The 20519-nt window shown below is 65.9% G+C and carries 17 protein-coding genes; 7 read left to right on the top strand and 10 right to left on the bottom strand.

What is annotated here, in order from left to right; translation table 11 throughout:
* Positions 1-38: 38 nt before the first annotated feature.
* The 4 genes from VGQ44_13140 to VGQ44_13125 all read left to right on the top strand — a co-directional run bounded on the left by VGQ44_13140 (position 39) and on the right by VGQ44_13125 (position 3437).
* On the top strand, positions 39-422 hold the full coding sequence (locus VGQ44_13140; GenBank protein ID HEV8447767.1) for a BlaI/MecI/CopY family transcriptional regulator: 384 nt from the start codon (positions 39-41) through the stop codon (positions 420-422).
* Complete coding sequence (locus VGQ44_13135; GenBank protein HEV8447766.1) at positions 422-1846, top strand: M56 family metallopeptidase; 1425 nt, start codon at positions 422-424, stop codon at positions 1844-1846. The genes VGQ44_13140 and VGQ44_13135 overlap by 1 nt, the downstream gene beginning before the upstream one ends.
* A gap of 49 nt (positions 1847-1895) precedes the next feature.
* Positions 1896-2393 carry a hypothetical protein gene (locus VGQ44_13130; protein HEV8447765.1) on the top strand — a complete coding sequence of 166 codons (498 nt, stop codon included), beginning with the start codon at positions 1896-1898 and terminating at the stop codon, positions 2391-2393.
* Positions 2394-2657: 264 nt separating this feature from the next.
* The gene (locus tag VGQ44_13125; GenBank protein HEV8447764.1) at positions 2658-3437 is read left to right on the top strand and encodes a CPBP family intramembrane glutamic endopeptidase; all 780 of its coding nucleotides are present in this window, start codon (positions 2658-2660) and stop codon (positions 3435-3437) included.
* On the opposite strand, the gene VGQ44_13120 is transcribed toward VGQ44_13125, so the two are convergent.
* The 10 genes from VGQ44_13120 to VGQ44_13075 form a co-directional block, all read right to left on the bottom strand.
* Positions 3429-4232 (bottom strand): HEAT repeat domain-containing protein, encoded by an 804-nt coding sequence (locus tag VGQ44_13120; GenBank protein ID HEV8447763.1) that lies wholly within the window; start codon positions 4230-4232, stop codon positions 3429-3431. The genes VGQ44_13125 and VGQ44_13120 overlap by 9 nt on opposite strands.
* A complete protein-coding gene (locus tag VGQ44_13115; protein ID HEV8447762.1) occupies positions 4213-4971 on the bottom strand; it encodes a HEAT repeat domain-containing protein in 759 nt (252 codons plus the stop codon). Before VGQ44_13115 ends, VGQ44_13120 begins: the two co-directional genes overlap by 20 nt.
* Entirely contained in the window at positions 4968-6314 is a 1347-nt protein-coding gene (locus VGQ44_13110) for a HEAT repeat domain-containing protein (protein ID HEV8447761.1), read from the bottom strand. Before VGQ44_13110 ends, VGQ44_13115 begins: the two co-directional genes overlap by 4 nt.
* A 17-nt stretch (positions 6315-6331) precedes the next feature.
* Complete coding sequence (locus VGQ44_13105) at positions 6332-7120, bottom strand: hypothetical protein (GenBank protein HEV8447760.1); 789 nt, start codon at positions 7118-7120, stop codon at positions 6332-6334.
* Positions 7117-7662 carry a sigma-70 family RNA polymerase sigma factor gene (locus tag VGQ44_13100; GenBank protein HEV8447759.1) on the bottom strand — a complete coding sequence of 182 codons (546 nt, stop codon included), beginning with the start codon at positions 7660-7662 and terminating at the stop codon, positions 7117-7119. The genes VGQ44_13105 and VGQ44_13100 overlap by 4 nt, the downstream gene beginning before the upstream one ends.
* Positions 7663-8009: 347 nt before the next feature.
* A complete protein-coding gene (locus tag VGQ44_13095) occupies positions 8010-8990 on the bottom strand; it encodes a nitronate monooxygenase (GenBank protein ID HEV8447758.1) in 981 nt (326 codons plus the stop codon).
* Positions 8991-9397: 407 nt separating this feature from the next.
* The gene (locus VGQ44_13090) at positions 9398-10192 is read right to left on the bottom strand and encodes a glycerophosphodiester phosphodiesterase family protein (GenBank protein HEV8447757.1); all 795 of its coding nucleotides are present in this window, start codon (positions 10190-10192) and stop codon (positions 9398-9400) included.
* Between the two features lie 55 nt (positions 10193-10247).
* Positions 10248-13145 (bottom strand): TonB-dependent receptor, encoded by a 2898-nt coding sequence (locus tag VGQ44_13085; GenBank protein HEV8447756.1) that lies wholly within the window; start codon positions 13143-13145, stop codon positions 10248-10250.
* Between the two features lie 220 nt (positions 13146-13365).
* A complete protein-coding gene (locus tag VGQ44_13080; GenBank protein HEV8447755.1) occupies positions 13366-16323 on the bottom strand; it encodes a hypothetical protein in 2958 nt (985 codons plus the stop codon).
* Positions 16281-16451, bottom strand: a complete 171-nt coding sequence (locus VGQ44_13075; protein ID HEV8447754.1) for a hypothetical protein — start codon at positions 16449-16451, stop codon at positions 16281-16283. Before VGQ44_13075 ends, VGQ44_13080 begins: the two co-directional genes overlap by 43 nt.
* 107 nt (positions 16452-16558) lie before the next feature.
* Here VGQ44_13075 and tilS point away from each other — a divergent pair, with 107 nt between their 5' ends.
* Genes tilS through ftsH form a run of 3 tightly spaced genes read left to right on the top strand, consistent with a single transcriptional unit; the run spans position 16559 to position 20416 of the window.
* Positions 16559-17896, top strand: coding sequence for a tRNA lysidine(34) synthetase TilS (gene tilS / locus VGQ44_13070; GenBank protein HEV8447753.1), 1338 nt, complete (start codon positions 16559-16561; stop codon positions 17894-17896).
* Positions 17877-18428, top strand: coding sequence for a hypoxanthine phosphoribosyltransferase (gene hpt, locus VGQ44_13065; GenBank protein HEV8447752.1), 552 nt, complete (start codon positions 17877-17879; stop codon positions 18426-18428). The genes tilS and hpt overlap by 20 nt, the downstream gene beginning before the upstream one ends.
* Complete coding sequence (gene ftsH / locus VGQ44_13060; protein ID HEV8447751.1) at positions 18428-20416, top strand: ATP-dependent zinc metalloprotease FtsH; 1989 nt, start codon at positions 18428-18430, stop codon at positions 20414-20416. Before hpt ends, ftsH begins: the two co-directional genes overlap by 1 nt.
* The last annotated feature ends 103 nt before the right edge of the window (positions 20417-20519 follow it).

Here is a 20519-nt window from a genome sequence, read left to right as displayed (position 1 = left end):
CTACGGAAACTTCCGTAAACGACTCCGGACGGGTTTCGATGGCTGACATCTACTTCCCACCGCGTGAGCTCGCCGTCATGAGTGTTCTCTGGCGCCTCGGCTCCGCCACCGTGACCGACGTGAAGGACGCGCTGGGGGAGGAGCTCGCCTACACGTCGGTGCTTTCCGCGCTCCAGACGCTGGAAGAGAAGGGATATGTGCGCCACGAGGCCGAAGGCCGCGCGTATCGCTACTTCGCGACGGTGGAGGCTGAGCGCGCGGGAGGCAGCGCGTTGGCCCGTATTCGTGACGCGATTTTCCAAGGCTCCGCCGAGCGCATGTTCGCCCAAATGGTAGCGGACAAACGCTTGAGCAAGACCGAGCTGCAGCGCATGCGGAAGCTGCTCGCCGAACGGCTGAATCGCGACGCGGAGGATCGCTGATGATTCTCTTGTCTGTGGCGTTCGCCATCCTCGTGTCGATCCTGGCCGCGTTGGCGGCGATCGGCGCCGAGAGCGTCGCACGAGTTCTGCGCTTCTCGACTCGGTGGATTTGGGTCGCGGGGCTCGCGCTGTCGATTGGGTTGTCCGTAGCGGCGGTCTTGGTGCGGCCAACGGCATCACCACCGGCCGAACCGGTATTCATCGGCGGCATCGAAGCCGCAAGTGCTCGATCGCCGGCGGGATGGTTAGGGCGAATGCGCGCGGGAGCCACGGCGGCGACGCGCTGGTTCGACGCTTCCACCTACACGCGACGGCTCCAGCGAACGGATCTCGCGCGCGTCCCCAGCGCTGCGATCTTCGCCGCTTGGGGCGCGACGAGCGTCGTCGTCGGGATTCTCTTCGTCGCGGTCCACGCTCGACTCCGATCTGCACGGCGTCGGTGGCCGCGCGCGGAAGTGATGGGCGTTCGGGTGCGTGTGGCACCGCATATCGGGCCCTCCGCGATGGGGTTCGCGAGACCGGAAATCATCATACCGCAATGGCTGACCATGCGATCCGGTTGGGAGCAACGGATGGCGATCGAGCACGAGACGCAGCACATCTGTGCGCACGATCCTGAGTTGCTGACGATCGCCTGGCTCGCCGCCATCGCGCTCCCCTGGAACCCGGCTGTGTGGTTCATGCTCTCGCGCCTCCGTCTCGCGATGGAAGTCGATTGCGACGCGCGAGTGCTGCGTTCCGGCGCCGGCGCCGCCGAGTATGGGTCGCTGCTTCTGATGGTTGCCGAACACGCATCGCCGATCCGTCCGAGCGCGCTCGCGCTGGCCGACGACGCGTCACACCTTCGCTCGAGGATCGTTGCAATGGATCATCACGTCTCACGATCGGCGCGCGCTCGCGCCGCGGCGATGGGAATGCTGGGCGCAGTGGCCTTGTTGGTCGCATGCGAAGCAAAGGCTCCGACGGCCGCGGAGCTCGATCGGCTCGACGGCGCAACGGCGGCGCAGGCGGCACGACGGCTTGGGTATTTGACCGATCCGGACAGCAACGTCGTCTATCGCATTGACGGCGCCGTGGTCTCGCCGCAGGCCGTGCGAGCGCTCGAGGCCGAAAAAATCGCGGCGATCGAGACCCGCCGGATTCCCGGGAGCGAGCCGGAGATCCGGATCACGACATCCGCCACGGCGCTGCGCGCTGCGCCCGACGTGCCCCGGAAGCTTGGGCCGGCGCCCAAGGCCCTCTCGGAGCCGGACACCGCCATCGTGTGGTTCGTCAACGGCGTGCGAACGACGTTCGACGCGGGCGTGAAGGTGCTCAACCGTGCGGACATCGAATCGGTGGAGATCATCAAGGGTGACGCGGCCGAGGCGATATACAACGTGCCGCGGGGGCACGGAGTCGTCGCAATAAAGACGAAGAAATAGGCCGTCGGCCGAGACCGCGCCGCCGCGTCGTGCGAGCTACATTCCGCGCATGACGATCACCGTGGAATTGCTGCACGACGACGCGCGCGCGCCGCGGCGGGCCACCGAGGGATCCGCCGGCTACGATCTGTGCGCCTACGTCCGTTCGCGCTCGATCAAATGCTCCGACGGACAGCGCACGTGGACGGAGGAGCCGGCCGCCGACCTGGGCGACGTCTTCGACCTCGCGCCAGGCGTCACGGCGCTCGTCCCGCTCGGGTTCAAGGCGCGGCTACCGCTCGGCGTCGAGGCCCAGATTCGCCCGCGCAGCGGGACGACGTTCAAGAAAGGGCTCGCGATTCCTAACGCACCCGGGACGATCGATTCGGATTTTCCCGACGAGTGGATGGTGCTGGTCAAGAATCCGACCTCGGCGCCGATTCGAATCGATCACGGAGAGCGGATCGCGCAGATGGTCCTCGCCAAATTCGAAGTCCTGCCGATCGAGAGTGGGCGAGTCGACGCGACGACGGACCGAGTCGGAGGGTTCGGAAGTACGGGCGCGTAGAAAGCGCGCGGCCGCCGTGGATCCCACGGCGGCCGCGCTAATCTTTCAATTCACCGGAACTGGCAGGCTTCCGGCGGCCGAGCTGTAATCAACCGCTCAGCGATTTCCGGCGATCCTGCCGTTACGAGTTCCGCTAGACAATGGATCACCTCCTCGGTTTTCGGGTGACGTGTCGCGTGCGTCGCAGAGGCGCGACGGTTATCGTACCCTAGTGAACGGATCACGGTTCCGCAACTTCACGACCTGTCGCGGCGTATTGAACACATGAACACGGCGACACTCGCGCGGTCGAAGACCGGAGGCCGTCTTTCGACGCGCCGCTGGACGTACTTCAAAGTCAGCCGGGCGCATCGGTACAGCATTCTGTTCGCGCTCCCGCTGCTGCTCGGATACGAGGCGCTCGCGGCCGCGCTGGCGCAACCCGGCAAGGCGGAGCTGCGAAATGGCGCCGACGCGATGTTGCGCGGCGCGTTCACCGCGGTCGCCGGTCCGAGGGGCTCGCTGATCTTCATCGGCGTCATCGTTCTCATCGGACTCGCGCTCGTGATTCGCGACCTTCGACAGAGTCGCGACCGGCTGCGTCCCGGAATTTTCGCCGGCATGCTCGGCGAGTCGATTCTTCTCGCGAGCGTGTTCGGAATCGTCGTCGGCGTGACGACGGCGAAGTTGCTCGGATCGCTGCACTCGTTGAGCCTCGGCCCGATCGATCAAACGACCTGGGCCACCCGTCTCATGCTGTCACTGGGCGCCGGTTTGTACGAGGAGCTCTTTTTCCGCGTGCTCCTCGTGACGGGCATCGCCGCGGGCGCGCGCGTGTTGCTCGGCTTTGGTCCACGCGCGTCCGGAGTCACCGCCGCCGTCGCCGGCGCGCTGATCTTCTCGGCGTTTCATTACATCGGACCGTACGGCGACAAGCTCGAGCTGCAGTCGTTCGTCTTCCGCGCGTTGAGCGGGTTGGCGTTCAGCGGTCTCTATCTGCTGCGCGGGTTCGGCATCACGGCCTGGACGCACGCGCTCTACGACGCGTTCCTGCTCTTAGCGTAGCCCGAGTAGATCCGCGAAGACGTCGGCGGCGCGCGGGTCGCCGGTTTGGCTCAGCCAGAAAATCGCCGAGCGTTTCGCCGACGGATATTTCGCCGTCTTGGCGAGGTCCATCAACGCGGGAACGCTCTCCGCCTTGGGCCGCTGCGAGAGCGCGAAGACCGCCTGCGAGCGCAGCTCGTCGTCCGGCGTGTCGTCGCGCTTCTGCTCGATGCCGAGGTGGGCGACGGCGCCTTGGCCGAGCCACATCAGCGCGTCGCGGCGAACGCTCATTCCCCGCGTGTTGTCGCGTGCCACTCGCAGCAGGAGCGGCCAGGGATCCGGCGCGTCTGCCAGCACCAGCGGTAGGACCGCGCTCGCCGCCAGCCGCGCGTTGTCGCCCGTGACCAGCGACGTGAGCCACGCCGTCGCATCAGCGGTGCTGGCGTTGATCGTCTCGACGTCGGACGACACCGGCGGGACCGGGCCGACATAGACGCGCAGGCGAGTCACTTCGCCTCCGAACACGGTCGCCACGACGCGGGTCGGCCCGTGCACACACGGGCCGCGCGACCAGTCGTTGCCGCGCTGATACCTCGTGTTGTCATCGGTGCCGAAGTAATAGCTGTCGTCGAACACGTGCCCGATGTAGCTCCGTCCGTCGCCGCATGCCGTTTGGCGGCTGGGATAGATCACCTGGACCGGCCGGTCGGCAGTGGACAGCCGCTGCGCGATCGTCTGCGCGGCGACCGGTGTCGATGCCGCGGCCGCGATGAGGATCGCGAGGCGCGCGCGAGGGTCAGCGAAGAATGAGGTCATGGAGAAACTGAAGCGCTTTGGGGTCGTGGCTCTGCCCGAGCCAGAACATCGCGCGCTTGCGGATTTCGACGTCGGAATCGTTCCGCGCGATCTCGATCAGCTTGTCGAGTGTGGGACCCTCCTGCCGCTGCGCGAGCACGAACGTCCACTGCTCGCGCAGCTCGAACGGCTGTGAGCGATCGTACAGCCGCGCGAACTCCGTCGCGAGGATGTCGCTCTCGCCCAGCCAGAAGAGCGCGTCCTTGCGAGTGTCAGTCGGCGCGTCGCCGTTCTGCACGAGGCGCGTGAGCTCGGGCGCGATCGTCGTCGCGTCGGCGATCGCGGCGGCGGAAATCGCCTCGTTCGCGTTGCGCCCGCCGATCGTCGGCGCGACCGAGAGGAGGTAGTGAGCGGCCTCGGTCGGGTCGACGCTGCCGAGGTCCGTCGCGTCCGACGCCGACGGCCAGCGGCCGCCGACCCATTTGCGAACGCTGATCGTCCGTCCCTCGCTGCGGCCGATCGACACGCGCACCGGACCGGTCTCGCAAATGCGCCCGCCCCAGTACTGCACGCCGTCGCCGCGGCGGCTGTTGATGGAGACCCCGCCGTCGCCGTTGCCGCACACGCCCGGCCGGGCCGGGTACGAAAGGCGCACCGTGCCCTCTCGTACGGCGTCGACTCGCCGCGCGACCGACTGCGCGGCGAGCGATGAGAATGGCGCCGCGGCAACCAACGCGAGTACCGCGACGCTCCACCTCATTTGTTGATGAGCTCCAGGATGAACGCCTTCACGCGCGGATCGTTCTTCTGGCTCAGCCAAAACAGGGCCTTCTTCTTCATTTCCACGTTTGGATCGGTCCGCGCGATCGACATCAGCTTGTCCGTCGCCGCGGGTTCGCGCCGTTGCGAGTAGATGAACAGGATGTGCTCCTGCATCTCGTCTTCGCCCTTGGACTGATCGTACAAGGTGTTCAACACGTTCAGATCCATCTCGCGGCGCTGCGACGCCCAGAAGATCGCGTTCTTGCGCGTCTCGATATCGAACGTCTTGTCGCGGGCGATGTCGAGCAGCCAGGCGGATGCGCCGGGCGACCGGCCGGTGGCGACGCCGTTCAGGATCTTGCTCCGCAGCTCCGTGCTCTTCGTCGTCTTGAAGAGCGTCTTGAAGAACTCGAGGTCGGCGATGTTGTTCTGCCCGAGCCAGAAGATCGCGTCGCCGCGCACCTCCTCGGGAATTTTCTCATCCTGCGCGACGCGCTGGAGCGTCTGCCGCGCCGCGTCGCGCCGTTGCTGCGACACGGCGAAGATCGCCTTCTTGCGAACTTCGTCGTCCTTCGACTGGAAGATGATGGAATCGAGCGCGGGAAGCGCCGCTTCAGCTTGCGACGAACCCAGCCAGAAGATGGCCTGCTCGCGCACGTCGGTGCTCGGGTCGGAGCGCGCGACGTCGAGCAGTGTGGACACGACGGACGATCCGCGCTTCTGGGCGATCAGGAATACCGCCTTTTTCCGCATTTCCACCTTGCATGGATCCTTCTGCTTGAGCACCGCTTCGAGAATCGGAATGGCGTCGGCGGAGTTCATGCTCAGCAGTCCGTCCAGCGCCGCCATCCGCATCTCGTCGTCGGCGCGAGAGCCGGTGCACCCGGTGGCTTGCCGCAGCTTTCCAGCCTGGGAGGCGACATCAACCGCGGCGTCCGCATCCCCGAGCCTGGCTTGCAACGCGCGGATCTGCGAATAGAGATCCGTCGCATCGTTGGCCATCTGGGTGTTCTTGCCGTAGTTCAGGTTGTATTGAGTCAACACGTCCAGCGCTTTTCCGAGATCGGTCTTACTGCCGTTGTCCTTGCCGAGCTGATAAAGGCCCCACGCCTGCCAGTAGAGCGCGTCGCCGGCTCGCTGCGTCAACGGATAGAGCTCGGCGAGCGACGCGAAGCTATTCGCCGCACGCCGATACTGTCGGTCGTCGAGCAGCGAGCGTGCGGAGCGAAAGAGTGAATCACTGGCGGCGCTGTCGCGCGCCGTGGGCTTGGCCGGCGGTTGCGCGCCGCCGACGGCAGCACCGGCGACCAGAGTAAGAACCACCATCAGAGTCTTACGCATATCGATTCCTCGTCGAATCAGGTTCCGCTCGGCAGTCGGCCGGCGGAGAGGTTGCGAATGTTGGAAATCACCGACCGCCGACGGATCGACCGCTCGATCAGGTCGAGATCCTCCGGCGAGTGCATACCGCGGTTGCTGTACTGAACGATTTGCGCGAGGACGAGCTCGAGGTCCTCGAGCAGTCGCTTCATCGTGGCGTCGTCTGCCGGCGCCGCGCTCTCCAGCAGACGCGTCTCACCGAGCAAATCGCGCGACCATTTCGCGAGCTGCGGGTCCACGTCTCCGCGGCGCGCCGAGGCGCGGAACGCGGTGATCATCGCCTCGCTGCCGACGACGTGGTTCACGACGGCGAGCCGATAGGCGACGTTCATCGAGTTGGGCTGATCGCCCAGCGACGACGGTGCGTCACCTCGGGCATTGTCCGTCACACTATCGGACTTGCCCGCGACCTGAACAGGAGCGGTCGTCACGAGATCCGGTCCGGCGTGCAGGGTGTCCCGAGGCACCGTGGCCAACGGAGCTTGTTTGCCTTGGTCGTCGTGGACTGGCGTTCGCTCGACACCACGGCCGATGGCGATTCCGACCGCGACCAAGCCTGCGGCGGCGACGCCGACGCCGGGCCATACCCAATAGCGTCTCCGCCGCTCCGGGAGGGATGTCGGCGGCGCATCGGTTTGCGACCGTCGAGCCTCGGCGATGCGGTTCCAGATCTCGTCGCGCGGGACGGGACCGGGTTCGTTGTAATCGCGTGCCGCTCGGACGATCAGCTCGTCGGCACCGTCGGTCGGGGGCGTGTTGTGCGTCATACGATGTGGTCTCCTGCGAACGCGGCGAGCGCCAACCGCAGCTTCGCGCGTGCGTCGAACAGCCGTGCCTTCGAGGTGCCCACGGGAATGCCAAGCGTGCCCGCGATCTCGTCGTGCGTGTATCCCTCGACGTCGTGCATCACGAACACTGGGCGGAGCTTTTCCGAGAGCGCGTCGATCGCCGCGTGGAGCCGCGTGCGGAGATCCGAGGTCAATCCCGCCGGATTGCCGGCGGCGGGAAGCTCCGCGATCGAGTCCATGGTGTCACTGCGCACGCGCAATCGTTTCACCTTTCGCATCCCGTTCAGCGCGACCGAGACGGCGATCGTGTGCAGCCACGTGGCGAGCGATGAGTCGCCGCGAAACTGCTCGAGCCGCTGGAACGCGCGAATGAAGGCCTCCTGAGTGAAGTCAGCCGCCAGGTCCCCGTCGCCGGCCATCCGATGCATCAGCCGGTAGATCCGATCGACGTGCGCGTCGTACAGCGCCCGCTCAGCGGTGCCATCACCATCGATGCACCGAGCGACGAGCTGGCGATCCACGGCCCGCGGATCAGAGGCGAAAACTTGAGGCAGGGGTGAGCTCACGTGTGTCCCAAAGTCAGGCAATAGACACGAATCGGAAGGGGATGGTTGGGTTTGAAAAGGCGCAACCCTCCCATTCCGAGTTTCTCGTGGCTGGTGGGTTCGGCGCGCTGCGAGAAATCGGACGTCTGAAATCTGACGTCAGACATCAGATTAGGCGTGACGGTCGCGATTCCACCCGTCCAACGCGGGACATCGCCCAAAAACGCCGGGTCTGACGGCAGAGGTCCGATATCGGACGTCCGATTTCAAGCGGACAGCCGAACTATCCCAGGCGCAGCGAGTCCCCGAGTGGGAGCGCGCCGTTACCCAAGCGCAGCCGCAAGCTCCTCAACAATGTCCTTGACGGACCGTACGTCCTGGATTCCCCCCACGCTCTTTCCCGCCTGCCAATACTCACGTGCCCCCGCCGACGTCAGCGACGACTGCTTCAACCGGCGATGTGACGTAGCTGCGTAGATCGACCGCATCCAGTACTTCATCCTGCGGTGGCGTAGCATGTATCGCGCGATCGGGCCGGCCCGCAGACCCAGCCGCTGGATGTATTCATTGTTGAGCACGGCGACAGGAAGCCCTGTCAGCCGCTCTGTGAGGACGATGTCCGCCGGGTCGGCCGCGACGATCGCGCGCTTGTAGTCCTCGTGCGCCCGGCACTCGTTGGAGGCGATGAACCGCGTCCCGAGCTGCACCCCGTCGTAGCCCAGGTCCATCATCGCCCGAAAACCGCGCGCGTCTCCCACGCCGCCCGCGCAGATCACCGGGAGCCCGAGCGGCGCGACATCGTCGAACAGCGCCTGAGGCCCGAGCTTTCCGGGGTGACCTCCTGCCTCGCTGTTGACCGCGATCAGGCCGCGTACGCCATTCTGGGCGGCTTTTTCTGCCCAGCGTCGGTCGGTGACGTCATGATAGACGATACCGCCGACCTGAGCCGCCCGGTCGACCACCCATCTCGGATTGCCGAGCGACGTAATGAAGAACCGAACGCCCTCCTCGAGCGCGATGTCGACCCAACGGACGAGCCGTTCGTGATATGATCGCGACGATTTTTCGATCAGCGCGTTCATGCCAAAAGGGCGGTCTGTCGTTCGTCGGATAAGCCTCAGCCCCTCTCTGAAATCGTGGCCGTAGACGAAGGTCATCGACACCGGCTGCACGATCCCGATGGCGCCCGCGGCCGAGGCGGCGGCGACGAGCTCGGGGTTGGTGCAGGGATACATGGCCCCGCAGATGATCGGCAGATCGATCCCCGCGTCGCGGGCGAGGCGTGTTCGGTGTGCGACGGACATCGTCTCAGCGGTCGGCGAGCCCGATTGTGGGCCGATCGAGGCGTGTTGAAAAGAATGTGCTGAAGTACTTCACATTCACGCGCGAGTGAATTGTGAAATTAATCTGTTGCGCGGATATCACAAATCTGATCCGGACATGTACATCGCCGATTTCGCGCTCATCTCGCTCGATCCGCGTGTTCTGCACGACCGATCGCGTCGTTACGAGCTCGAGCACACGACAAACGACCGCGCGCGCTCGGCGGCTACGAGCGCCGAGCTCTCTACGATGACGCGTCGCCGCGCTGCGAGCGTCGCCCTCGGTGCCGCAACCAACGTCCGTGCGAGCTCTCCTGCGCCGGACTCGCACGTGAACGGACCGCCTCCCATGTTGGCGCGCCGACTCAGGAAGAGACAGTCCGCGCTGCCTATTTGGCTGTTTGTCCAATTTGCGCTCGCAAGGCGATCATCGCCGCGGGATCATCGCTGACGATCCCAATCACGCCACCCGCCCAGAGGCGCCGCGCGTCCTCGACCTCATTCACCGTCCACACGTGCGTGGGGACCTGGCAGGACGCCGCTGCCCGGGTGAGCCGGCCGACTGGGACGTTGATGCCGTACCGCTCCGGAATGCAAAGGGCCCGGTACGGCAGCGAGCGGGGGACCAATCCCACGGCGCTTCGCCAGTACAGCGAGACGACGTCGCGCCGAGCGGCGCCGATGGAAACCTTCGTTCCCCGGAAAGGGGTCAAGGCACGGATGTCCATCGAGTCGATCAACACGCGATCCTCGCACCCGTGGCGGCGGAAGAGCCGCAGCGCCTCCGGCGCGGCCTCGGCGACCTTGATCTCGATCAAGAGCGGAATCCCCGGGTACCGCTCCAGAAGGCCCTCCAGGGTGGGCACGCCGATGCCCTTTTCGGCGAAGGGGAAGCTCCGGCCTCCGTCCGGGGTGAATCGGGCTCCGGCGTCCGCCTGGGATAGCTGCGCGGCGGTGAGCCGTGCCACGTGGCCCGATCCGCCTGTGGTTCGATCGACAGTCGGATCGTGGATGACGACGACGACCCCATCGCCCGTGATCCGGATGTCGAACTCGATCGCGTCGACGCCTAGGCCGACGGCGTAGTCGAATGCGGCGAAGGTGTTCTCGGGGAAACGGGCCGCGGCGCCGCGATGCCCGACGACGAGACGGGCGCCGGGATCGTATTCGGCGAGGACGTTCAAGACTCGCCTCCTTCGATCCCAGCGCCCGCGCTACCGCCCGACGAACGGGGCGGGGTCAGTACGTGTACGCGATCCGCGTCATGATCATGCGGCCGATCTTCGGCACACCGACGAAGCTGGCCACGCGATTGTCGAGCAGGTTCGTTGCGTTCAACGACCATCGCGGGGACCCGTTGACCGGAAGCACCCACGAGAATCCAGCGTCGATGAACGCGTTGACCGGCACCGGCGGATACGGCGTGGAGCCCGCCGGCAATCCGTACGAGTTGAACACTCCCGAGTTGACCGGGAATGCATCCGCGTAGCGGCCGCGCACCTCGATTCCATATCCGTGCTCTTGGCTGTCGTACCGCAACGTAGCTGTAGCACGGTGCTTTGGCGTGTTGGCGGCGAGCGGGTTCGCCGCTGTCGCGCCGGGCGCATCGGAGTAGACGTTCTTGTTGAGGTTCGAATACGTGGTTGCGATGGACCACCCCTGCGGGAGGAGGAAGTCAGCCGCGACGTCAAAGCCAGCCACATTGATGTAGCCGGGCGAGTTCTGGTACGAGAACACAAGGTACGGCTGCGTGTAGAGCGGGCTCTTGAACGCCGCTGCGCCGACGGGCACCTGCGCCATGACCGTCGCAAGCCCTGTCGCCAGCGCTTGGGCCTGTGCCGCGGCTTGGGCCGGCGGTACGCCCTGGGCGATCAGCGCCGCCGCGATGTTCGCGCCGAGGTATTGGCCCAGCTGCGTTCCGTTGAAGAGGATGCCCGGGTTGAGAATCTGCGTCGTTGGATCCGAGGGGCGCCGCTGGAACCACGCGTCGGCCTCGAGGCTCACACGCTGCGAGAACGATCCTTTGTAGCCGACCTCCCACGTGTTGGCGAAGTTGGCGCCGAGCGGCGCGTAGTTGGCCGGCACCGATCCGAGCGGCTTGCTCGTGTTCAGGTCGACCAGGACAGTCCCGACGTTCGCGTCGGTCGGCCGGAGGCCCTGAATCAGAGGCACGGCGGCGAGCAATGCTGCCTTGGCCGCGTCGCCTCCAAACTTGCTCGACGGCTGCGACGCGATGATCGCCTGAAGCGGACTGACGCCGCCGAAGGCCGCGTTAGGGGTAAGGAAGCCAGCGTAGGCCGATGCGGCCGACGCGCCGATCAAGCCGGGAGCATAGGGCGAGCGCATGCAGAGGGAACCAAGCGCGCCCGTACAGCTGTTTGCGAACTGCCATCCGGTCTTGGGCGGGTTGCCGAAGATCTGCACCGGCATGCCCGGCGCCGGCGTCTGACCCGAATACTGGTCGAGGAAGAACGAGAACGACGTGGGTGACGCGTACGCGCGGTTGAACGTGACGCGGAAGTTGTTGTTCGAATCCGGCTTGAAGATCAGTGCGGCGCGCGGCGAGAACTGATAGCCGTCGATGCGTGAGTTCGCGTCGACGCGAGCGGCCGCGAGAAAGTCGAACATCCTCGAGAGCGTCGTCGTCGTTTGAACGTAGCCACCGTACTCGTTGATGTTGTCGTCGTTCTCGTTGCGGCCGTCGATCGTGCCTTCGGTCTGCGGACGCGTGGCGAGATACTCGGCGCCGACGACGAACTTGGTGCGGCCCCACGAAAGTCCCTGCTGCACCTGCGTCGCGAGAATGCTCGACTTGTCGACGACGGGAATGCCGGTGCGCAAGTAATACGTGCCGTTGGCGTCGAGGCTGTCGGAATTTCCGGAGTTCGACTTGTCGTAGAAGATCTGCGCGAAGAAATTTTTGTGGTGGAGGCGCTCCTGGAGATTCAGATAGCTCCAGTCTTTCGCCTGCGCCGCGCCGAACGTCGTCGTGATCTCGCGGGCGCTGCCGATCATCGAGTAGCCGGCGCTCGAGATGAGCGTCGTGTTCTCGTCGAGCTTGTAGTCGAGGCGCGCCTCGCCGGCGTAGCGCTTGAGGTCATTGTCGTTGATCACGGCCTGACCTCGGCGTGACGGCGGAATGCGCGGATCGGTGCTCGAGTAGACCGTCGGTTGGTTGGGATCGGTGTACTCAAAATCCTTGGCGGTGAACGCCTCGGCCGAGAACTTGTACGCCAGTTTGTCTTCGGCGATGATGCCGGCGTGGCGGAAGCTGCCGCGGACGAGCGACCGTTCGCCGCCGTCGAGCGTCAGCGACGTGCCGGCCGACTGGAACGGCGACTTGGTGATGACGTGCAGCACGCCGTTTCCGGAGTTCGGGCCGTAGAGCGCGGCCGCTGGTCCCTGCAAAACCTCGATTCGATCGATGTCCTCGTTCGTGCCCGTGAAAAGCAGCGGCACGTTGACGCGCAGCGACGGCACGCCGGCATACCGATAGTCCTGCAGCATCAACATCTGCGTGGAGAACGCGTTGTTGAACCCGCGCGACACGATGTTCGCCTGCGCCAAACCGCCGGCTGAGATCGACAGTCCCGGCACCGCCTTCAAATGGTCGGTGACGGTGAGCGACGGCCGCTCTTCGATCTGCGCCGACGTGACGACGGAGATCGGGTTTGGAGAATCCTGAATACGCTCGGGCTCCGCGCCGGAGGTGGCGGTCGTGACGACCTGCTCGAGCTGAGCGGCGATCGGCGTCATCGAGAAGTCGAGCGTCGCGGTCTGACCGCCGCGGACCGCGAATCCATCCACGCTCTTTTTCGCGAGGCCAATGCGGGCGGTGACGGTCACCGTGTACGCGCCGGCGGGCAGATTGGATAGGGTATACTTGCCGTCCGCGCTCGATCGCACGGTGACGTTTCCATTGCCGCCCGCGCGAAGCGCGTTGATCGTCGCGTTTCCGACGGGCTGACCCGAAAGGGCTTCCGTCACGCGACCGCTGATGGTGCCGGTCTGGCCGGCCGCCGGTGCCGCCGCGACTGCAGCGGCAAGCAACGCCAACCACGCACGTCGCCAGGGAGAGCTGCCCGAACCATAGGTGGCGCGCGGGCGCACGACGGAGCGTACGGTCTGCAAAGACATGCAGGTCTCCGAAGGGGGGAGTAGGGAACCCGGAACGGGTCGGGTGGGTGGGGCACCGACCAACGCCTCCGACGAAAGATCGAGTTCGTCGAGGGGCGCTCTCGATCATAAGAAACGGACGTGGAATTACAAGTACGTCATGTGTCGTAGAAACGCCGACAGTGCGCCGCCAACGCGCGTGCTAAGACACCTGTCTGTCGTTTGAACGCTGAGAAATGGTTTATGGATCAAGAACCAGGGCGGCGTACGCCCGAATTCGGTGACGAAGCGGCGCGTCGATCGACTCGCCGATGCCGACCTGGGCTCGCGCGGACGGCGTCCCGACCATCGCGATCGGCGAAACCGATTGGGTCCACTCGATCCCGGCCACGCGCTGCCATTGCGAGAACGATCGGCCCGCCGGCGCCGTACTGCCCCCCCACCAATACAGCGCGAGAGGCTGTGTTTGGAGCGAGGCTCTGTAAGTAAACGCTGATGAACCAACCATGATGGCCGACGGCAGGACAGGCATCGGCAATCGCTGTGACACGACGATGCTCGGCAGCAGCCCGACCGGACCGCCCCCGATGGCGATTTGCTCGAACACTGGCGCATCGGCGTTCGTGCGCGCGTACGTGGCCGTCGCCGCCAGTGGGAACGTACCGCGCCCGGAGAGCGCGAGTCCCGCCGTAGCGACGATGCGCTTGACGGGCGCGTCGAACGTTTGGCCCAGCGTGCCGCGTGCGACGAGCGATTCGGTGAGCGTCGCGGCGTCGCTGCGCTGTAGGGCCGCGAGACTGGCATCGGCAAAGCCGATGCCCCGCGTCGTCGACACTCGAGGGAGGATCGGGGCGTTGGGATTCGCGAGGCTGAGATCGGCGACGCTGCCGCCAAGGCGATAGCGGAACGCCCAGGAGTCGTAGAGAAGATTCCCGTCGAGCATGGCGTCGCCGCCGATCAGCCGCGAATCGAAGCGAACGCTGTCGGAGAACATGCCATGCAGATCATTGGCAAGCGCCGACGTCCGCTGCGTGACGCCGAACGCGTCGAACCGAATGCCCGGCCGGGTCCCAAACCACTCGCCGGTGGCCGAAGCCCCACGCCACTGGGCGGGCTCGCCGGCGAAGCCCTGCAGCATGAGTGCACTTCGACCGATCAAGTCGCGCGTGGTCAACGCGAGGCCGCCCCCGGTGCCATCCGCGTCGGTGCGCGGAACGGGAAGCCAGAGAAAGATCCGCGGCGCGAGACCAAACGGACGAGGCGACGACGGAACCGTCATCGAGAACGCGCGCGATGTCATCGGCGAGACCGCCGCCGCGGGGGTGAGGCTGGCCGTGATCCGCGCGCCGATCGGAACCGCCGTGCTCCACGTCAGTCGGCGCAAATCGTAGCCGCGAGCGTACAGCGAGAGGAACCACACGGTGGCGTCCGCCGGGTTCGGCTCGGCCGCAACCGCGGCGCCGGTGACGTCGGTGAGCTGCCGCCGCTCGTGCGTCGCGAGGTTCACGCGTTCGATTTGCGGCACGCCGGTCGCGTCGGTCGTCGTGACGATGGACGTCGAGTCGTGCCAGGCAGCGTCGTACGCATCGACGTTCTCGAGGCCGAGCACCGGCGTGGCCGCGCCCGTCGCGAGGTCGACCACCCGAAGTCGCCATCCTTCGCGCGTGTGCACCGACACGACGGCGCGCTTTCCGTCGCGCGAAACACGCGGCCGGAAGTAGGACTCGTCCGTCCCACCCTCGGCGAGGACGCGAACGGCGCCGCTTTCGAGATCCACCGAGACGAGCTCGCACCAACCGCTCCGGCAGCGGGTGGCGATGGCGCTCCGCCCGTCGGGACGCGGATCGGCATTCGTGAGGCTCGCGCCGCGAGTGATGCGATGGACGGATGAGCGCTGCGGGTCCCAGATGTAGAGATCGGGCGCGCTCGAGCCATCGCCGCGTGGCGTGTTTCGCGACACGAGGACGCGGTCGCCGCGCAGGAAGCGAGGCGATTCGTACGGGGCCCCGGCGCGCGGCTGAAGGCTGGCGAGCACTTTTTTCGGCTGCGGATACATCGGCCGCGCGGGGACGTCGGCGGAGTCGCGGGCCAGAAGCATCGAATCGCGTCGCGCTCGGCCGGTGTCGGCCTCTGCTGCCGTTCCCCAGATGACGAGTCGTGAGGGCACAATCGGAGAGCGCAGTAGGATCGCGACGCGCCGGCCATCCGGCGAGATGGCCGGATCGCCAGTGTACCACGAGAGACGCTGTACGATGTCTCCCGTGTCGGCGCCGACTTCGATCGCCGGGCGAGTGGCGAGCGCGTTACCCGTGAGATCAGCGGTGAACCGGCCGTACAACACGGAAGCCGATTCACCGAACACGCCGCGAAACGCTTCGTCGAACGAACGATCCTGCCGCGCCGTCATGCGCCGCCACACGAATACCAGACTCGAATCGCCGCCGCGATCGGCGAGCCATTCCAGAAACGCCGACCCGGCGAGGTAGGCAAACGCGCCGCCCTCGAACGCGCCCGACGAATTCAAATTCTCATATCGCGGCAGCTGGCCCTCGAGCGCGAGCTCGCGCAGCAGCGCGGGCCGCCACACGCCGTGGGGCCGACCCGAGCCAGTAACGCGTCCCTCGATGAAGGTCGCATAGCCTTCGATCACCCAGCGGGGGGCCCGCTCCGCGATCGGCCCGACGTCGATGGGAAGCGCGCGCTGGAGGGACTCGAGTATGCCGTGGCTACGCGACGGACGAGCGAGGTGCGCGATGTGGCCGAACTCGTGCGAGACGAGCATCTCGCCCCAGTCGCGAAATTCGCCGATGTCGTCGCGCGGGTCGGGAGGGGAAGCCCAGAGATAGATCGTCGGCCTTTTCAGAAAGGGCCACGCCGAACCATTGGCCGTCGAATATGGATTGTCGACGACGACCTGTGTCTTCCGCCTCGGCGCGTAGCCGACGACGTGCGCGACCGCCGAGTCGATCGCGTCGGCGCGCTCGGCGATATGCCGGGTCCAGGTCTCGAGCGGAAGCGGATAGTGAAACGCGAACCGGCGCGTTTCGATCGTGCGCCAGGGCAGCCAGGTGCGGACGACGAACTGCGCGGAGGCTGCGACCGGAATCGCCGCTAGGAAAAGGAAAAGCGCGGCGGCGCGCGCCGTGGCCGCGATCCCTATTGCTGACTTTTGGCCGGGGCGAGCCGGTCTTGCAGCCACGTAAGCGGAATCACGAACAGCGGCGTGAGGAAAAAGCCGAGCAGCGTGTTCAGCCAGATCAGCGCTATGTAGAAGCAGCCGAGGCCGAGACCCACCCAGAGAGTGCCGAAGGGACCGTGCGTTTCCAAATGAGCGCTCCTGACGCGTGAGCAAGCGGCAAGAAGTATAGCAATCGAGGGGTACCGCTTCCAGCGCCGAGGCGCGACATCCGCACGCCGCGGGCTATCTTGACCGAGTGTCTCCCTCGCTCGCGGATTCCATTTTTGGCGGCGTCGCCGCCTCGTTGGCGCCTCACGACCGGATCGTCCTCGCCGTTTCGGGCGGGCTCGATTCAATGGCGCTGCTCGACGCCGCCGCGGCGGTGATGGAGCGCGAGCGTCTCCTGATCGCGACGTATGACCATGGGACGGGCGCCGCGGCCAGAGACGCATGCGCGCTGGTTCAGCGCGAGGCCGCGGCTCGAGGAACCGAGTGCGTCGTGGGTCGGGCGCGCGGGCCGCTTCCCGGCTCGGAGGCGGCGTGGCGCGACGCGCGCTGGTCTTTCCTTCGCGAAGTGGCCCGCGCGAGCCGCGCGACCATCGCGACGGCGCACACCGCGGATGACCAGATCGAGACCGTGCTGATGCGCATCATGCGCGGCGCGGGTCCGCGGGGCATGGCCGCGCTGCTGGCGCGCGGCGAGGTGTTGCGGCCGTTGCTCGACGTACGTCGATCCACGCTGCTCAACTTCGCGGCCGCTCGCGGTGTCGAATGGGTCGAAGATCCCACGAACGCGTCGCGACGATTCCTGCGAAATCGGATTCGACACGACCTCCTCCCCGCGCTTCGCCGCGTGAACCCGCTCATCGACGACGAATTGTTGGACCTCGGGCGACGCGCGGCGGAATGGCGGCTCGAAACCGATTCCGCAGCCGACGTCATATCGAGAGTGGATCCGGTCGCGCGTACGGCCGACGTTCGACTCGCCGCGATTCGGGGTCTCGACGCCGGCCAGGTCGCCGTACTTTGGCCGGCTGTCGCGGCGCGAATCGGCGTCACGCTCGATCGTCGAGGCATCAGTCGCGCGGCTTCGTTTTCGAGCAGGTCGCGCGTCGGCGCGCGGATTCAGGTTTCAGGCGGCTGGGAAATCGTTCGGTCACGACACGCCCTTCGACTCCGTTCCACGCCCGGGAGACGGGAGACCGACGAGACCCTGTTGGACCTCTCGAGCGAAACGCGGTGGGGCGGATGGACGTTCTGGTCAGCAAGCGGGTCGGGCCGGGCTTCCTCGACCCCCAGTGGCCAGTTGGAATGGAACGCTCGGCTGCCAATCGATCAGCCGTTGCGGGTGAGGGAATGGCGTCCCGGCGACCGGCTCATCGGTGGCGCGGGAGGGACGGGACGGAAGGTCAAGCGGCTGTTGAACGACGCCGGTGTCACCGGTCACGAACGGCAGGGCTGGCCCGTAGTACTGTCAGGAGATCGAATCGTCTGGATTCCTGGAGTTCGCCGCAGCGACGCGGCAACCGCACGGTCCGCGGGCGCGCGGGGCCAACCCATCCTAACCTTTTCCTGTGCACGCAACGGCGGCTGATCCGCGACTCCTGGGTCGCGACGTACGACGGATCGTCTACTCGGAGCCCGAGATCGCGGCTCGCGTCCAGGCGATCGGGACGGAGATCACGGCGACGTATCCAGACGGCGAACTATTAGTGCTGGGTCTCTTGAAGGGCAGCTTTATATTTCTAAGTGACTTGGTGCGCCAGATTCGGCGGCCCCTGCAGGTCGACTTTCTCGTGGCTGCGAGCTACGGCGACTCGACCGTGTCCAGCGGGAACGTGCGTTTGGTGTACGACCCCGAGACCGAGCTCGAGGGTAAGCACATTCTCCTCGTCGAGGATATCGTCGATACCGGTCGTACATTGAATCGCCTGATGGATTTATTGTGGGCACGGAAGCCGCGATCGTTGGAGATATGCGCGTTGCTTCATAAGCACATCGCCAAGGAACTTCGGTATCCGACGCGATTCATCGGTTTTGATGCACCCAACGAGTTCCTCGTGGGGTATGGTTTGGATCACGCAGAGAACTTCAGGCACCTTCCGTACATAGCGAGCTTGCGGTAATGCCACTTCCGATGCAGCCGAAAAACAAGAAGGAGTTCAGTTGGGGACGGTTCTCGAAGACCGTCGCTTTCTGGATTCTCCTCATCCTCATTCCTGTCGTCCTCATCCAGCTCTCGGGCACAAAATCCGAGGCGTCGAAGCAGATCTCGTACACGCAGTATCGAGACGAGCTGGACCACGGGAACATCGCCAAGGTGACGATCACCGCCGGCAAGATGGTGAACGGCACCGTCAAGCAGCGGATCACCGTCCCCGGCAGCGACCAACAGTACAAGAACTTCAGCGTCCGTCTTCCGGTCGAGAATTCGGAAGCCGAAGTCGCCGCGCTGAACGCCAAGAACGTCGCGATCGACGCGAAGGACGCCGGCGTCTCCGTCACGGCGTGGGTCGTGAACTTCGTGCCGTGGCTGATCGTCATCGGCTTCTACCTGTTCGTCTTCAAGCAGATGCAGGCAGGCGGAGCCAAGGCCTTCTCCTTCGGTAAGTCGAAGGCGAAGCTGCTCACGGGCGACACGCCGAAGGTCACGTTCGCCGACGTGGCGGGTGCCGACGAAGCCAAGCAGGAGCTTCAGGAAATCATCGAGTTCCTACGCGACCCGCAGAAGTTCACCAAGCTCGGTGGGCGGCTGCCGAAGGGCGCGCTGCTCGTCGGCCCGCCGGGCACGGGCAAGACGCTGCTCGCCAAGGCCGTGGCCGGCGAAGCGGGGCGTCCGTTCTTCTCGATGTCGGGCTCCGACTTCGTAGAAATGTTCGTCGGCGTCGGCGCGAGCCGCGTGCGCGACCTGTTCGAGCAGGGCAAGGCACACGCGCCGTGCATCATCTTCATCGACGAGATCGACGCGGTCGGCCGTCATCGCGGCGCCGGCCTCGGCGGCGGTCACGACGAGCGCGAGCAGACGCTGAACCAGCTGCTCGTGGAGATGGACGGCTTCGAATCCAACGACGGCGTCATTCTGATCGCCGCCACGAACCGACCCGACGTGCTCGACCCGGCGCTCCTGCGTCCGGGGCGCTTCGACCGTCAGATCGTCGTCGACGCGCCGGATCTCAAGGGCCGTGAGGGAATTCTCAAGGTCCACCTGCGCAACAAGCCGATCGCCGACGACGTGGACATCACGACGTTGGCGCGCGGCACGCCGGGTATGGCCGGCGCCGATCTCGCGAACCTCGTCAACGAGGCCGCGCTGTTGGCCGTCCGTCGGAGCCACGAAAAGATCTTCATGCCCGACCTCGAGGACGCCAAGGACAAAGTCATGCTGGGCGCCGAGCGAAAGTCGATGGTCATGAAGGACGAGGAGCGTCGCCTCACGGCGTATCACGAGGGTGGCCACGCCATCTGCGCGATGCGCGTCGCGGGCAACGACCCGCTGCACAAGGTGACGATCGTTCCGCGCGGCCGCGCGCTCGGCCTCGCGTTCACGCTGCCGGAAGACGACCGTGTGTCGATCACCCGTCAGCAACTCGAGGCGAACCTCGTGATGGCCTACGGCGGTCGCGTGGCCGAAGAGTTGATCTTCGGACACGACCGCGTGACGACCGGCGCGGCGAGCGACATCCAGAAGGCGACGGTCATCGCGCGCCGGTACGTAACGCAGTGGGGTCTCTCCGACGCGATCGGTCCGATCCTCGTTGGCGACAACGAGCAGGAGCTTTTCCTCGGCCGCGAGATTCAGCATCGGCGCGAGGTGTCGGAGCAGACCTCGCAGCTCGTGGATGCGGAAGTGAAGCGCGTGATCGATCAGGCGTACGACCGCGCAAAACAGACGCTCGAAGCGAACCTGGGGCTCTTGCACCAGGTCGCGGCGGCGCTGTTGGAGCGAGAGACGCTGACCCGCGAGGACATCGAGATGTTGGCGCGCGGCGAAACCTTGCCGCCCCGCTCATCGGGCGCGCCGCCGATGCCGCCCGCGCAGCCGGCGCATCCATCGCTCGAGCCGAAGCGAACACCACCGCCGCTCCTCGGCGGGCCGGAGCCGAGCCCGGCGTAACGAGGATCTGATCGGAAACGATCGACGGGAGTCTCGCGAGAGGCTCCCGTTTTCTTCTGGGGGCGAGATGACCCGAATCGAGGAATCTCGAACGACAGGTCCA

This window comes from Gemmatimonadaceae bacterium, from assembly GCA_036003045.1.
GTDB lineage: Bacteria > Gemmatimonadota > Gemmatimonadetes > Gemmatimonadales > Gemmatimonadaceae > JAQBQB01.
Note: the sequence above shows the minus strand (reverse complement) of the source record. Positions and strands in the feature narration are given on the sequence as shown.